We start from the raw sequence: 14,118 nt of genomic DNA, 5'->3' as shown, positions 1-14,118 counted from the left end.
GACGAACCTGCCCGCCGCCGCGTGAACGGCGTGACCACTTTCAACCGCCTGCGCGGCGGAGAATACATGTTCATGCCATCGATCTCGGCACTGAAATGGATCGCGAAAGGAGAGTGGGTCGGTTCCTGATCCGCTTTCCGGCCCGTCTTCGCCCATAACCGAAGGGACGTACCGTGCAATCCGAAATAGTGCAGCAGCACGGCGTTGATGGTGTGACCGCCCCCCGACGGCATTTGATGTGCCAGGGTGGGTCTGCAACGATCCACAAAGGGGATTGGTCATGTCGGAGATTATCACGGTCGGGCTCGATCTTGCGAAGAATGTGTTCCAGGTGCATGGAGCCGACGGCGTAGGACGAGCCGTTCTGCGCAAGAAGTTGCGGCGGGCTCAAGTGCTAGAGGGCACCTCGATTTTTGACCGCTTGCGCTGTTCTTTGGCCGGTTCGACGGCCTGAAGAACGCATGACGCATCTGGGCATGGTGTGGCATGTTGGCTTCGCGGGCGGAGGACAGCGCCGCCTTTCGGCCCTTACGGGCTGACTTCGGCGCCCCGGATCACGCTGGGCATGGGTTCAGGCGGCGCAGCTGGACGAGGCGACGCATGTTGTAGGCGAGGTTCTTCATCCCAATCTTGGCCTTCGCCCGCACCAGGCCGATGGTGCGCAACAGCGTGCTGCCCATGTCGTTGGTCTGCGCGCCGAAGACATGCTCGACCCGTGCGCGCACCGAGGATTTCGTGCGATTGCTGCCCTTGCCTTGTTCAGTCAGTGGCTTGCCTCGCTTGCCCTTGCGGTGGATGTGGCTCTTCAGCTTGCCCGCGCGCAGCCTGGCTTCCATCTCTACGGACCGATACGCCGGATCAGCCCAGACCCCTGCGCCAGTGTTGCCCCGCACCTAGATCTTACCAGATCCGCTCGCACGCCGGGACGGCGGCTTTCAGCGGCTGGTGAGTGACGTTGGCATGGGGCATGCGGGATCCGTAACGGACTTTATGTGCCCGCCTCATCCACCACCTGAGGCCTGGAACTCGACCCGCGCCGAGTTGCCTGCCGCATCCACGACCGACAGCGACGAGAACCCCGAGGGCGCGGGCAGTTCGGCGGATGGATCAGGGATGCCGACCGCCACTGGCGCGCCGTCGAGAAGCCAGCTGTAAGGCGGCGTGCCGCCCCGCGCGCGGACGGTCAGGGTGGGGCCGGTCAGTTCCACCTCGGCGAGGTCGGGGGGAAACTGGATCGTCAGCCGATCGGCGACCCGAACCGCCGGGCCGGGAACGGACAACTCGCCCGGCGGGAGGAAGCGCCGCAGTGGACGGGGCAGCGCAGCATTAGGGACTGTCAGGGCAGCTTCGGGCGGGGGCGGCAGGGGGACCATGCGCGGGCCAAGCGCATCGAACAGGTCGAACAGCACTGGCGCGGCGTAATCGCCGCCGAAGGCACCGGGAACGGGCGTGCCGTCCGGGCGGCCGATCCAGACGCCCGCGACGAAGCGGCCGTCAAAGCCCACCGCCAGGGCGTCGCGGTGACCATAGCTGGTGCCGGTCTTGAAGGCCACGCGCCCCGCCGCTCGTTCCCCCGGCGGCGGGATGCCTGCCATCACGTTCGCGGCCTGCCACGCGGCGACCGGGCCAAAGGCGCGGACGCCCGGCTGCGCGGCCCCGGGCCGGTCATGCAGGCGCAGCGACTGGCCGCCGCGCGCAAGGGTCGCATAGCCCTGGACCAGATCGGCAAGGCTGACGCCCGCGCCGCCAAGCACCACCGCAAGGCCCGGCGTGTCGCCCCGCACCGTGACCTCCATCCCCGCGCGGCGGAAGGCGGCCATGACGCGGGCGGGGCCAAGTGCCTCGGCCATGCGCACGACGGGCAGGTTCAGTGACTCAGCAAGCGCCTGCCGGATCGTGACCGTGCCGCGAAAGCGGTTGTCGAAGTTCTGGGGCTGCCAGCGGCCGAAGGCGGCAGGGCGATCCTCGATCAGCGTTTCGGGATGGAACAGCCCCTCGTCGAAACCCAAGGCATAGACAAAGGGCTTCAGCGTCGATCCGGGCGAACGCAGCGCCCGCGTCATGTCCACGAAACCGCCCGAGGCGCTGTCGGCGAACTGCGCCGTCCCGACCTGCGCCAGGATTTCTCCGCTGCCGTGATCGGCCAGCAGGATCGCGGCCGAGACGGGATCGGCCTGCCCTGCCACGGCACGGGCGGCAAGGCGTTCGGCGGCGACCTGAAGGCGGGGGTCGATGGTCGTCTCGATCCGCGAGGCGCCGGGGTTTTCGCGGCGCAGCTGGTCGGCCAGCAGGGCGGCATGGGCCGGAAAGGACCGGCGGTGACGGGGCAGCGGGGCGGCGCGGGCGGTTTCCGCCGCCTCGGCGTCGATGATGCCAAGGGACAGGGCGCGGTCGATCACGCGGTCGCGCGCGGCTTGGGCTGCGGCGCGGGCCTGCGGCAGGTCGGGACGGCGGGTTTCGGGCGATTGCGGCAGGGCCACCAGCAGCGCGGCTTCGGCGGGCGTCAGGCGGCGCGGTTCCTTGCCGAACCACATCAGGCTTGCGGCGCGCACCCCTTCGGTGTTGCCGCCATAGGGCGCAAGCCGCAGATAGAGGTCGAGGATGCGGTCCTTGCCCAGCCGCCGTTCCAGCGCCAGCGCCACCCGCGCCTGCCGCAGCTTGGCCCGCCAGTCGCCTGCCCTGCCGCGTTCCAGCAGCCGCGCGGTCTGCATCGACAGGGTCGAGGCGCCCGACACGATCCGCCCATGCGCGACCGCCTGCCATGCGGCGCGCAGGACGGCGCGGCAGTCCACCCCGTCATGGTCGTGGAAACGCCGATCCTCCCACCCGACCAGCATCGCCAGGAAGCGCGCGTCCACGCCCTGCTGCGGGGGCGCCAGACGCCATAGCCCGTCGCCTACCGGAAAGGCCCGCAACAGCGTGCCGTCGCGGGCCAGAACCTCGGTCCCGACCGGGACGGACAGGTCGGGCAGGTCCGTCGCGTCGATCCATCGGTCCCAGGCTGCCCGCGCCCGGTCGGCGCCATTGGCCGACAGCGCCAGCACCACCGCAAGGGCGATCAGGCGGCGGCCGGACCGCCGCCCGCCGTCAGGGCGTGATGACGCTGCGGTCACTGTCGGTCCACCCCCGGCGGTCCGGGCGATACATGTCGGCGACGGTGGCCGCCGGATGGGCGAAATCGCCCGTTGTGACCGCCCGCAGCCGATAGGCCAGCCGGATCGGCTGGTCACCCTGGATGGTCAGGGCGGCGGCAAAGCGGTCCTGCCGGAATTCGGTCATGTCGGTCCATTCCGTCACCTCGAGCCAGTCGATGCCGCCAAGATCGCCCTGCGTCAGCAGGTTCGGGTTGTCGATCTCGAACCCCGCGGGCAAGGGGTCGGTGACGATCAGCCGCCCGCCGCTGGCGTCGAAGGGCCGAACCTCGACCACCGCCACCAGCCGGGTGCCGCGTGCGACCTGCGCGGGATCGACCGGCTCGCCATCGGGCGTGTAGTAGCTGCGGGTGATGGCGAAGGCAGTGCCCCCGGCGGACTCCGCCTCGACCGGCACGGCGGTCGCGCTGATCGTGACCGGCAGGGGCGCGTCACCCGTATTGGCCAGCGACGTTTCCGGCATCGCACCGGCCTCGCCCAGATCCTGCAGGGGCGCGGACAGGGCCGCGCCGTTCAGCGTCAGCCCGCCGCCCGCATCCGGCCCCGCCGTCAGCGCCTGCCCCGCCAGCACGATCCAGGCGGCCTCCTGGGTGGACAACCGCCCCCCGGCCCTGTCGATCCCTTCGGACATGGCGGCCACGGTGCCTTCGCGGTCCACGGCATCGCTGCCCGCCTCGGCCGCCAACGCCAGCATCCCGGCGCGGTCGCGCAGCAGCGTGCCGTAATCGGACCGGAAGCCCGTGGAAGGCTCGGCCCCCTGGTCCGACAGGGCCTGCGCCCGGCGGAACAGCGCATCGGCCCGCCCCTGATCGCCAAGCGCCGCCAGCGCCGCGCCCAGATGGGCCGCAGCCATGGGCGAGGCAAGGTGGTCGGCCCCCGTATCCGCGTAATAGCGCAGGTCGCTGACGACAGCCGCGCCTTCGCGGGCAAGGACATAGGCGGCATAGGCCGTGGCCGCATTGTCGCCGGGGTCGGCGAATTGCGGATCGGGGGCGGCGTTCAGCCCGTTCTGCAGGGCCGACAGCGCGTTGCGGAAGGCCGCATCCGGCACGGCATAGCCAAGGGCACGGGCGCGCGACAGGAAATCGGTGACATAGGCATCCAGCCAGCGGTCGCCCGGTTCGGCGGACCAGAGTCCGAAGCCGCCCTCGGGTGTCTGCCGGGTCAGGATCCGGGCGATGGCGTCATCCACCGCCCGCGCATCATCGGGCCGGGGCGGCGCGCCTTCGGGGGCAAGGCTGGCCGCATAAAGCATCGGCATCGCCGCCGAGGCCAGTTGTTCGCTGCAGCCATAGGGCCATTCGGCCAGCTGGGCCAGGGCGGCACCTACATCAAGCGCGGCGAAGGCGCCCGTGGACAGCGTCACCCGCCCGGTGCCGGGGCGGAAATCGCCCAAGCCGGACAGGTCCAGCGGCAGCGCCTGCCCCGGCGCAAGGGTCAGGCGCATGGCGCGGGTCACGGGCGGGTCCAGCCGTTCGACCGGGATCGACAGGTCCTTGGTCACGGCCGTGCCGTCCGGCAACTCGGCCGTCAGCCGCAGTTGCGAAAGCCCCTGCCGATCCGGCGCGGTCAGGTCCAGCGGCAGGTCGGCCCCCTGCCCTTCCGCCAGCGTCACGCCGGGGGCAAGGTCGGCTGTCAGCGCCACCTCGGCCTCATTCCCGACCGACAGGCCGACATCGCCCGCAGGACCGGCGGCATGGGTTAGGCGAAGCTGTGCGCTGGCCCGGTCACCCGGTGCAAGAAAGGCGGGCACGGTCGCCGTGACCACCACCGGGTCGCGGACCAGCATGGACGCATCTGCCTGCCCCACCGCGCCCTCGGTCCAGGCGACGGCCATCAGGCGCACCTCTCCGTTGAAATCTGGCAATGGTATTCCAACCTTCGCGTGTCCATCAGCATCCAGCATCAGCGGACCCGAGAACCAGGCCATCAGCCGTTCCGTCGGCGGCGGTGCCTGCATCTGCATCGCGCTCGCATCACCGCCGCTGCGCAGCATCCCGTCAGCCGCGCCCGAGGGCAAGATCAGCCGCCCATAGAGATCGCGCAGCCCTACCCCGAGCCGACGCTGGCCGAAGTAATGCGATGTGGCCGAAGGCGGCTGATAGCCGGTCAGGTTCAGGATGCCCTGATCGACGGCCCAGACCGTGGCATGGACCGCCTGCCCCGGCCGCGCGCCGGTGACGGACAGCGTGACGGGCGCGGAACCGCGCGGGTCAGCCTCGGCCGGGGCGGTCAGGGTGGCGGACAGCACCCGGTCGCCGGGATCGACCGCCGCAGGGGCGATGCCCAGGGCGCGCACGGGCGCATGGCCGCCGTCCCCGGTCAGCGGCCTGATCGCGCTTGCGGCGACATAGACGCCCGTGTCCCAGTCATCGGTGACGGGCAGCGAAACCTCGTTCCGGCCTGCTGTCACCGGCACGGATTGCAGGAAGATCAGCCGGTTCGACATGACCGAGACAAGCGCCACGCCGTCGGCGGCGGCCTCCAGCGTCAGGCGGGCGGTTTCGCCGGGGCGATAGGCGGGCTTGTCCAGCGTCACGCGCAGGCGGTCGGGCGTATCGCTGCCCGCGCCGGCAGCGCCCCACCCCGCGTCGAATGTGACCGAGCTTTCGGCCCCATCAGAGGTGCGGACCACCAGTTCATAGCTGCCCCAATCGACCGGCACCGCCAGAGCCGCAGGCCCCTCGGCGGTAGTGGTCAGGGTGCCGCCGTCCATGCGGCTGCGGCGGGTCACCGGCTCCCAGCTCCAGTCGCCACTAACTGCGAACCACTGGTAATCAGTCTGGACGCGGTTCAGCACCCATTCCACATCGCCCGTCACCGGCCGCAGGTCGCCGCCCAGCGTCACGATGCGGAACCCTGCCGTGGCACCTTCACCCACGCTGCCGCCTTCGAAATCGGGGCGTATCCCCGGTGCGCTTCTGCCGGGGGCGAGGATGCGCGCCACGCGCCGTTCGACCGGGCGGCCCGCGCCTTCGCGTACCGACAGGACCAGGGTTGCCTCCCACGGGCGGGCAGCGGACTGAAACCCCGGCGGCAGGTCGATGCGGGCATCGAAGCGGCCTGCGCCGTCTGTGCGGCCGACGGGCATCCCAACCACATCGGCGTCGCTGGCATCGTCATGGCGGCCAAAGACATAGCCTTCCCATCCCGGCAGGCTGCGGGCGGGCGACAGGCGCAATTCGCCCTCGACCGGAAGATCGGCGGCGGGGGCGCCGAACAGCCAGCGGGCGTCGAAACCCACCTGCACCGGCTGGTCTGCTGCAAGGACGCCATTGGGCAGCGTCAGGTCGAAGTCGATCCGCTCTGGGCGGAAATCCTCGACCAGCATCCGGGCCGAGGCAAGCGGCGGGCCATCCTCCTCGACCCGAAGGTCGATGCGCCAGGCGCCGCGCGGGGCATTGGCGGGGATGAGGAAGTCCAAGACGTGGCCGCCCGCCCCCGCAGGCTGCGGCGACAGGCGCGCATGTTCGACGCCGTCAGGACGGATCACGCGAGCCTGCACGGGCAGGCCGTCCAGGGCACGCGCCCGGCCGTCGCGGGCCAGGATCGTGGCATGGGCGGTTTCCCCTGCCCGATAGGCGCCCCGGTCAAGGGCGACGAACAGGTTGATCGGCGGCGCGGGCGGCGCGCCTTCGACGCCCCGGTCTGACAGGTCGAATTCCGGGTCGATCAGCGACAGGAAGGCCAGATCGGCGATGCCTTCGCCCTGGCGCCGGGTGGCGGTGACGATGCCGGGGGTAGCGGCGCCGGTGCCGCGCACAAGCCCCGCGTCAAACCGGGCAAAGCCCTCGGCATCCGTGACCGCCGTTCCCAGCACCGCATTGCCGCGAGAGACCAGCTGCACCTCGACCCCGGGCCGGGCGGCTGCATCGCCAAGGCCCCGCACCGCCACGGTCAACCCGTCGCTGCCCTGGAACGTCGTCAGCCCCATGTCCGAGATCATGAACCACTGCGACGCGCGCGGGCTGCGGTCGGTGTCCTGCCCCGGCACGGCGGCGTTCAGCACATAGACCCCCGGCCCCAGATCCAGTCCGGCTCGGCGCAGGTCGATGCGGGACGCGACCTCGGCATTGACGGGGCGTTCGCCGCCGGTCGACGGCGCGACATCCATCTGACCGCGCCAGGTCTCGGTCCCCATGCCGTCGGCGAAGCGGTCGGCCTTCCAGTCGTCCAGGGGCGCGGCGAACAGGTTGTCGCGCAGCGCCTGCACGATGTTGCGATCCGACATCCGGTAAAGCGTCAGATCCACCCGGTCCGTGTTCACCGTGGTCAGCGTCAGCCCGTGATCGCCCGTCGCAGGCAGCACATAGGCCCGTCCCGCGAAACGCACCAAAGGCGCGCGGTCGCGGACATATTGCGCCTGCTGCACGCTTCGCCGCAACGTCTCGCCCTGATCCGAGGGCAGCCCGGCGCGCAGGGCGAAACGCAGCACCTCGCCGCGCGGCACGCCGGTGATGCAAAGGTCATAACCCTCGGCCTCGACCGCCAGGGCCGGGTCGGGCAGTTGCACGAAGGGCCGCAGGTCGATCCCGCGCGCCAGGGGTTCCGAAAAGCTGGCGCAGACCCGTGGCTGGGTGCCGTCGGTATCAGCCCGGCTGCCGGTGACGCGGAAACCGTGACGTTCCTCGAAACCCTCGCGCTCGGTGGCCAAGGCAGTGTCGGCGGGATCAGCGGCTGCGGCCAGGCGGATCGCCTGCAGCCCGTCGCGGCCGCGCCCCTCCTCCTCGGCCAGCCTGGCCCAGAGCCGCAGCATCGCGGTGCCCGCCCCCGGATCCCGCACCCAGCCGTTCAGCGCCGCAAGAGCGGCCGACCGCCGCCGCTGGTAATCGCGATCGCCCCCCGGCTGACCGGCAGCCTCGTCCATGGCCGTGGCAAAGGCCGCCCAATACTCGGTCGCGTCGCTTGCCGCGACGCTTGCCCCCAGCCAGCGGATGCGCGTGTCGGCATCCGCCGCCGTGGCGGCAAGCGCCCGCAGATCGTCCAGGCCGCTGCCATTTTCGCCGGGATAAAGCGTCGCCATCCGCCCGGCCTGTTCCGCCATCTGCCGCCGGTCTTCGGCGCTGATCCAGGGTGCGTCGGACAGTTTTTCCCCTGCCCGCGCCAGCACGGCCTCATTCGTCGCAACCCGGATGCCGGACTGCGCCCCGGCGAAGGGGACCGGATCTCCGGGTTGGGACTTGAGGAAGCAGGCGCGGGAACGGGCGTTCCAGGTCAGCGCCTCGCATCCATCGGTGGCAAGGCAGGCCTGCACGCAGGCCTCCTGCCCGGTCTGGCGGATCATCGACAGGTCGTTGCCGGGCAGATCCGTGTCCGCCTGCAGGACGATGCGCGCCGCAGGCACGACGCCAGGCTCCGGCACCTGCGCCGCCGCCTGCCATGCCAGCATGACGATTGCCACCGCCGGCAGACGCCAGCCCTGTCTTTTACCGCGTGCCATGCCAGCCTCCTTGTTTCGCGATCAGATTGCCACAGCTGCGACCGGGCCGGCAATCATGCGGAATAGGGTCCGAACTGCCCTGATAGCGGCTTTTGCCGGCATGAGCCGCCGAGATGGAAGGCGCCTGTTTCGGATCGGCTGGACAGGCGGCCTGGTTCAAGCAAGCATGAAATCAGGTGAACGGCGCGGCACCGGAAAGATTTCAGCCAAGGTATGTCGCTGCCGGAACGTCTTGATGCGAGAAGCCAGCAACGTGCAGGAAGGATGCGATGAACCGGACCCGTTGCCTGATCGCCCTGCTGCTTGCGGGAGTGCTGGCCGCCGCACCGGCCCTTGCCCAACCCGACCCGTTTCCCGCCACCATCGGCGCGCCGTATACCGGGCGCATGACCATCGAGGCCTTCCCGGTGGATGGCGGCAAACGCCTTCATCGTGGTAGGGGCGATGCCGAGCTGCGGTTCTCGGCCGTGGATCAGGACCGGATCCTGTTCAGCACCAAGGCGGCACTGGACGACGGCGGCAGCCTTGATCTCAGCGTGACGCTTGTTCCTGAACGGGAGGGCGTCTGGCGCGGCCTGTCGGATGCCGGACCGACCGAGGTCACGGCGGCGGGCCGCGTCCTGTCCGTGACCGAAACGGACGGCTTCCACATGATCCTGACCGGCCGGATCGGACCGGAAAAGGGCGATCTCACCCTGCGCCGCATTCCCACGGAACACGCCGGGTCCGCGCCGGATGCCGGGATGCTGAAGGTCTTCCGCTTCGATGTCAGCCTTCTTGCGCCCGGACCTGCACCCAACAATCGGAAGAACGAGAGGCACGAGCCATCCTCAACCCCCGAAGGTCGTGGCGAATGCGAGCGGATCGAGTGGCGCCTCGTTAACCGCCCGGTCTGGGGCGGCGGCATGAGCCTGAGCCGGGAGCCCCGTTGCGTGCCGAAACGACCCACCAATGATTGACCATCGCCAAGCTTCCGCAATCTCGTGACGTCACATGGGCAAAGGGAAACGGAGATCATTCGATGACACGCTTGCTTGCACCGCTGCTTCTCTGTTGCATCTTCCTGCTTCCTGTCCCTGCGCAGGCGGGAGAAAATCTGGACGACATGAGCTCGGACCAGATCGCCCAACAGGCCGAGGCGCTGCACCCTTCGGCGCTCTATGTCCTCGCCGCCCGGCTGCTGGCCGAAGCCAAGGGACGAGAGGCGGCGAACTGGATGTATGCTGGGCAGATCCGCTATCGTTTCCTGCTGGCGGCACCCGGCGCGACGAGTCCGAACGACCGCATCCTGTTCTCGGCGCTGACCGAGCAGGTCGGCAGGCCCGTCAACGAATACATCGCGGGCGACCCCGACGAATGGATCGCGGCGATGGAATGGGCGCTTGCCTGGGACGAGGCCCATGCGAACGGCGTGACCTCCAAGACCGCCCATGCCGCGGAACTGGCCCAGATCCGGCAGGGGTTGACCGATCTCATCGCAAATGTCGATTCACGCCGGGAGGAACTCCGCCGGCACCGCATCGACAACGGGTTGGAAAACCGCTGAACGCATATCGAAGGAGCTGCCCATGACCACACCGACCCGCCTTGCCGCCATCCTGGCGACCGCCCTCTGGCTTGCGCCGGTGCAGGCGCAGACCACGGATCACCTGGGCCTGCCCGGCCCTATCAGCCTGGGGGGCGACAGCTTCGCGCTCGCCTGGTCCGCGCGGCCGGCGGACAACTACATCAAGCAGGAATACCTGCCTGCGGGCCAGGCCTCCGACAGCTACAGCCGCATGGTGCTGGTGGAAACCGTCACCGGTGTCGAGGTGATGGACGCCGTGCGGGCGCAGACCGACACGCTTGGCCTTCGCAAGGAAACCGACCCGCTGGTCAACATGGAGGTTATCCAGAACGAGGCGACGGGCGAGGCACTGCTGGACTTCATCGTCAGCAGCAGGAACGAGGCGGGCGAATATGTTGTCGAATGGAACGCCTATCGTTACGCGCCGCTGGCGGAGGAAAGCGGTCCCGGCGTGATGCTGTTCGGCGTCAGCCACCGCGCCTCGGGCAACGAGGCCGCCAAGGCGTTTCTTCAGGATCTTCCCACCCTGCGCCCGACATGGATCGAGGCACTGACCGGCGCGCCCTTGCCAGAGATCGGCGGCTGACCATGCGCGCCGGTGTCCTTGCGGTTCTGACCCTGTCGGCGTCGCCCGTGCTAGCGTTTGACGACATGCCGCGCGGGCTTGCCTCGGCCGTGGCAGCAGGGCAGGCACCTGCGCTGCCGGCGACCGGCACCATCATCCCGCCCTATCCCGACGGCCTCACCAGCCTTGGGGGCGCCTGCATGGGACCACCGGGCAGCACCAGGGAATGCGTGGTGAGCATAGGCACGCTGGACCCGGAAGGCGGCGGCGCACCAATCGCCCTCTACTCGGGACGGCGGGCCGGCCAGGACGGGGAAGGTCGGCTGTTCTGGACCGTGACTGACATCATCGGGCTGCCCACCATCCCCGACGGTCATTTCCTGAACTACAGCATGTGCCGCACTGATCTTGCGGGCCTGCACCCCGTCGCAGTGATGCGCGGCGGCAGCGCCGAGGTCACGCCTGAGAGCACCACGTGGACCGCCGCGCTGGAACTGGACAGCGGGCGCTTTGTCGAGATGGCCGCGGCTGCGATGACCTGCGAGAACCTTCTGCCATGACAAGCCCGGAGGAAGACCGATGAGAAAACTGCCCATCGCCCTGGCTCTGCTGGCCGCCTTGGCCGTTGTCGGACCGGCTGCGGCGCAGGACTATCTTGGCGCCCATCTGGACACGATACGGGAACACAACCTGCGCCAGCATCAACAAAAGCGCCCCCATGACGGCTCTGCCGCAGAGCAGCCCAGGAAAGGATCCCGGTCCGGCACCATGTCGCCCGAAGCCGAGGCGCGCGCCCGCGCCGAGGGCGCCCGGATCATGGAGCAGCACAGGCGCGATCTTGAACCCCGCTATCGCATGCGAGTCGAGCGTGACGGCCAGGCGGCGGCGGATGCCTGGCTTGCCCGAGAAGCACGCCAACTGGGGATCCGGACGGGACGGCAGATGCGAGAGAAGTATTCGGGGCAATAGGCCGTTGCGGCGCGAGGCGAAGGCACCGACCGACGGGCGGCGGGGTCGCGATGCGCCTGCGCCACGAACAGCCCTTTGTCCATCGGCGGCAGGACTGTGGGATGAAAGCGCCCTGTCCCGAACTGCCGATGATTGGATCAGTTGACGGCGTTCAGGGCGCGCGGAACCTGTTCAGCAGCATCGTGCCGTCATGCTGGCGCGGGACAAACAGCATGCCGCCGTCCCTTGACCAGAACGGCCCTGCGCTCAGCCGCCAGCCGTCGCTGCCCTCGATCCGGCCCAACGCGGTGCCGTCCCGGACGTCCCAGAACCGGATGTGGTCACCTGACGGACGCGACTCCCCTCGGGCGATGATGCCGGCGGTCGAGACGGCGGCAGGAAAGGCAGACGGGCCGCCCCCGCTCAGTTCCGCGATCAGGGTGCCCTCGGCATCCAGCAAGACCAGCGGCCTCATGCCACCACCATCGACGATGCGGGTGCCTTGGGCTGCAAGGACTGCTTCACGGCCGTAATCCCCGGCCGGCGTGGGGGTGCCCGGATAGGAGCCGAGATACAGATCCTCGAGGGGAAAATCCTGAAACTTGCGCAGGTCGTCGCTGTCGGTGATCACCGCATCGCCGCCCCATTCCGTGCAGGACGGCTCGATGACGCCGCAGGCGATCAGCAGCCGGGTTCCGTCGGGCGACAGGAACAGCCGCGGGTTCATGCCCCGCATCGGAAGCGGATAGCGTCCTGCCTCGGCGCCCGTCACCGGGTCGAGGACGATCAGCCCCGGCCGCCAGCCGTCGGCGGTCCGCATGTCGGCCGAGATCACCACGCGCCCGTCGCCCAAGGGGTGCGCGGTGCTGCTCTGCGACAATCCCACGCCGTCGAAGCTGACCCTGCCCAGACAACCCGAGCCTCCCGTGACCCGGTCGAGCCAGCCGCAGGTCTGAAGCCCCTGCCACCCGGTCACAGCTGCCGCCCCCGCCAGCACGAGGGCCGCGAGCGCAGTCCCGAATATCCGCTTGCGTCTCATTCCCCTGCCCCTGCCGCATAGATCCGCAGCTCGCTGTCCGCGCTTGCCGCCACATCTCCGGCCAAGGCCACGATCACCGCGTCGCGTTGCGGATGCCACAGGATCGCGGGGGCGAGGTCGCTGTAGATGTCATGCGCCGCCAGCAGTCGGCCCGTGGCAATGTCATGGATGCGGATGGCGGCGCGGACCTTTCCCGGGCCTGAAAAGCGGCGGGCGAGGATCGCGATGCGCTCGCCCTCGGGCGAGCGGGCGCTGTCGAGGCGCAGGAAGGGGATGAACCCTGCAGGCAGGTCCAGCGTCACCTGCGTGTCGCCCAGCGGGACCTCGTCACCCGCAGGCAGGCGGGCGTTCGGGTCCGGGACCGGCTGCTGGCGGGTCAGGATCACCGCGCCGGTCGCGGCGTCGAAGGCGACATGGGCGAAGACCACGTTACCCGAGGATGAGAACCCAAGTTCGATGGCCCGGCCATCGGCATCCGGCGAGGCGTTGCGGTGCTCGATCCCGGCGAACCACTCTCGCTCACCCTCGCGGTCGAACAGGATCACGCGGCTTTCGCGGGGCTCGTTTCCGCCGGGTAGGTCGCAGGTGTAGAGCGCACTGCAACTGACCGCCATGCGGGTGCCTTCCGGCGAAAGCCGCAGTTGCTCGGGCTGCCCCTGCATCCCCAGATCGGCGCGGGCAATTTCGGCTCCAGTTTCGGGCTTGAGGGTGGCCACCACCATCTGCGCCTGCAGCCGGCCCGGGCGGCGTCCAGGCCGATAATCGATGCCGCCGATGACCAGTTGGCCTTCGGCGTCAATCACCAGCGTGTCGCCTGTCACCACGAGATCGCGCAAGGTGAAGGCCGCAAGGCAGCCGCCGTCTCCAGCAAGTCGCCCGGCCGGGCCGCAGGGACCGGACAAAGCCAGCGCCGCGACCCCCACCGCCAGCATCAACGCGGCACCGAGCAGCGCGCGCCTCATTCCGCAGGCTGCCTTGGCGCCCAATGGTGACATTCCCCGGCGATGCGCGCGACGACCAGCGTCTCGCCCTCGAAATGCCCCTCGGCCACCACGCAGCCGCCACTGGCGAAGGCGCCCTCGATCCGCGTGCGGTCGGCCTTGTCGGCCTCCAGCAGAGGGAGTTCGGTCATGTCATGGCCGGACAGGGGGCGGTCGCGGGTGCCGTCAGGGTTCATGCGGAACACCCCGCGCCATGGGCAAGGCGCGCGATAGCAATTTATGCCGGTCGAACCGAGGCCCCAGAACTGTTCCCCCCCGGCCGGAACCGGCAAGGGTTCCACCGGAAGCGCCTGGACGGCACCGGCCCACAGGATCAGCGCGGCGGCAAGGGTGCTGCGAAGCATGGGCGTTCCTTTCCCAAGATCGTCGTTCCCTCATATGACGCGGGACACACGGCGGACCTTGG

Annotated in this window: 10 protein-coding genes and 2 pseudogenes; 6 read left to right on the top strand and 6 right to left on the bottom strand. The window is 69.6% G+C overall.

Annotated elements, in window-relative coordinates:
- Positions 1 to 280: 280 nt before the first annotated feature.
- Positions 281 to 397, top strand: a pseudogene (locus ACFOM8_RS17875) (IS110 family transposase); the annotation flags it as partial.
- A 157-nt stretch (positions 398 to 554) separates the two neighbouring features.
- On the opposite strand, the pseudogene ACFOM8_RS17870 reads toward ACFOM8_RS17875, so the two are convergent.
- The 3 genes and pseudogenes from ACFOM8_RS17870 to ACFOM8_RS17860 form a co-directional block, all read right to left on the bottom strand.
- A pseudogene (locus ACFOM8_RS17870) lies at positions 555 to 890 on the bottom strand (transposase); the annotation flags it as partial.
- Between the two features lie 111 nt (positions 891 to 1,001).
- Positions 1,002 to 3,113 (bottom strand): penicillin-binding protein 1C, encoded by a 2,112-nt coding sequence (gene pbpC / locus ACFOM8_RS17865; RefSeq protein ID WP_377763522.1) that lies wholly within the window; start codon positions 3,111 to 3,113, stop codon positions 1,002 to 1,004.
- Positions 3,088 to 8,592 (bottom strand): alpha-2-macroglobulin family protein, encoded by a 5,505-nt coding sequence (locus ACFOM8_RS17860; RefSeq protein ID WP_377763521.1) that lies wholly within the window; start codon positions 8,590 to 8,592, stop codon positions 3,088 to 3,090. The genes pbpC and ACFOM8_RS17860 overlap by 26 nt, the downstream gene beginning before the upstream one ends.
- A 269-nt stretch (positions 8,593 to 8,861) precedes the next feature.
- On the opposite strand from ACFOM8_RS17860, the gene ACFOM8_RS17855 reads away from it, so the two are divergent.
- From ACFOM8_RS17855 to ACFOM8_RS17835, 5 genes are read left to right on the top strand one after another with little or no spacing between them, the layout of a single operon-like run.
- Entirely contained in the window at positions 8,862 to 9,551 is a 690-nt protein-coding gene (locus ACFOM8_RS17855) for a hypothetical protein (protein WP_377763519.1), read from the top strand.
- The gene (locus ACFOM8_RS17850) at positions 9,548 to 10,138 is read left to right on the top strand and encodes a hypothetical protein (protein WP_377763518.1); all 591 of its coding nucleotides are present in this window, start codon (positions 9,548 to 9,550) and stop codon (positions 10,136 to 10,138) included. Before ACFOM8_RS17855 ends, ACFOM8_RS17850 begins: the two co-directional genes overlap by 4 nt.
- A 22-nt stretch (positions 10,139 to 10,160) precedes the next feature.
- Positions 10,161 to 10,745: a hypothetical protein gene (locus ACFOM8_RS17845; protein WP_377763516.1), complete on the top strand. Its 585-nt coding sequence runs from the start codon at positions 10,161 to 10,163 to the stop codon at positions 10,743 to 10,745.
- A gap of 2 nt (positions 10,746 to 10,747) precedes the next feature.
- Positions 10,748 to 11,284 (top strand): hypothetical protein, encoded by a 537-nt coding sequence (locus ACFOM8_RS17840; RefSeq protein WP_377763515.1) that lies wholly within the window; start codon positions 10,748 to 10,750, stop codon positions 11,282 to 11,284.
- Positions 11,285 to 11,303: 19 nt separating this feature from the next.
- Positions 11,304 to 11,693: a hypothetical protein gene (locus ACFOM8_RS17835; protein WP_377763514.1), complete on the top strand. Its 390-nt coding sequence runs from the start codon at positions 11,304 to 11,306 to the stop codon at positions 11,691 to 11,693.
- Positions 11,694 to 11,844: 151 nt separating this feature from the next.
- On the opposite strand, the gene ACFOM8_RS17830 is transcribed toward ACFOM8_RS17835, so the two are convergent.
- Genes ACFOM8_RS17830 through ACFOM8_RS17820 form a run of 3 tightly spaced genes read right to left on the bottom strand, consistent with a single transcriptional unit; the run spans position 11,845 to position 14,056 of the window.
- On the bottom strand, positions 11,845 to 12,711 hold the full coding sequence (locus ACFOM8_RS17830; protein ID WP_377763513.1) for a hypothetical protein: 867 nt from the start codon (positions 12,709 to 12,711) through the stop codon (positions 11,845 to 11,847).
- Positions 12,708 to 13,673, bottom strand: a complete 966-nt coding sequence (locus ACFOM8_RS17825) for a hypothetical protein (protein ID WP_377763512.1) — start codon at positions 13,671 to 13,673, stop codon at positions 12,708 to 12,710. The genes ACFOM8_RS17830 and ACFOM8_RS17825 overlap by 4 nt, the downstream gene beginning before the upstream one ends.
- Positions 13,670 to 14,056: a hypothetical protein gene (locus ACFOM8_RS17820; protein ID WP_377763511.1), complete on the bottom strand. Its 387-nt coding sequence runs from the start codon at positions 14,054 to 14,056 to the stop codon at positions 13,670 to 13,672. Before ACFOM8_RS17820 ends, ACFOM8_RS17825 begins: the two co-directional genes overlap by 4 nt.
- Positions 14,057 to 14,118 lie beyond the last annotated feature (62 nt).

Source organism: Paracoccus angustae (assembly GCF_042648745.1).
Classification (GTDB): domain Bacteria; phylum Pseudomonadota; class Alphaproteobacteria; order Rhodobacterales; family Rhodobacteraceae; genus Paracoccus; species Paracoccus angustae.
The sequence above is the reverse complement of the archived record's forward strand: the minus strand, read 5'-3'. Positions and strand labels throughout refer to the sequence as shown.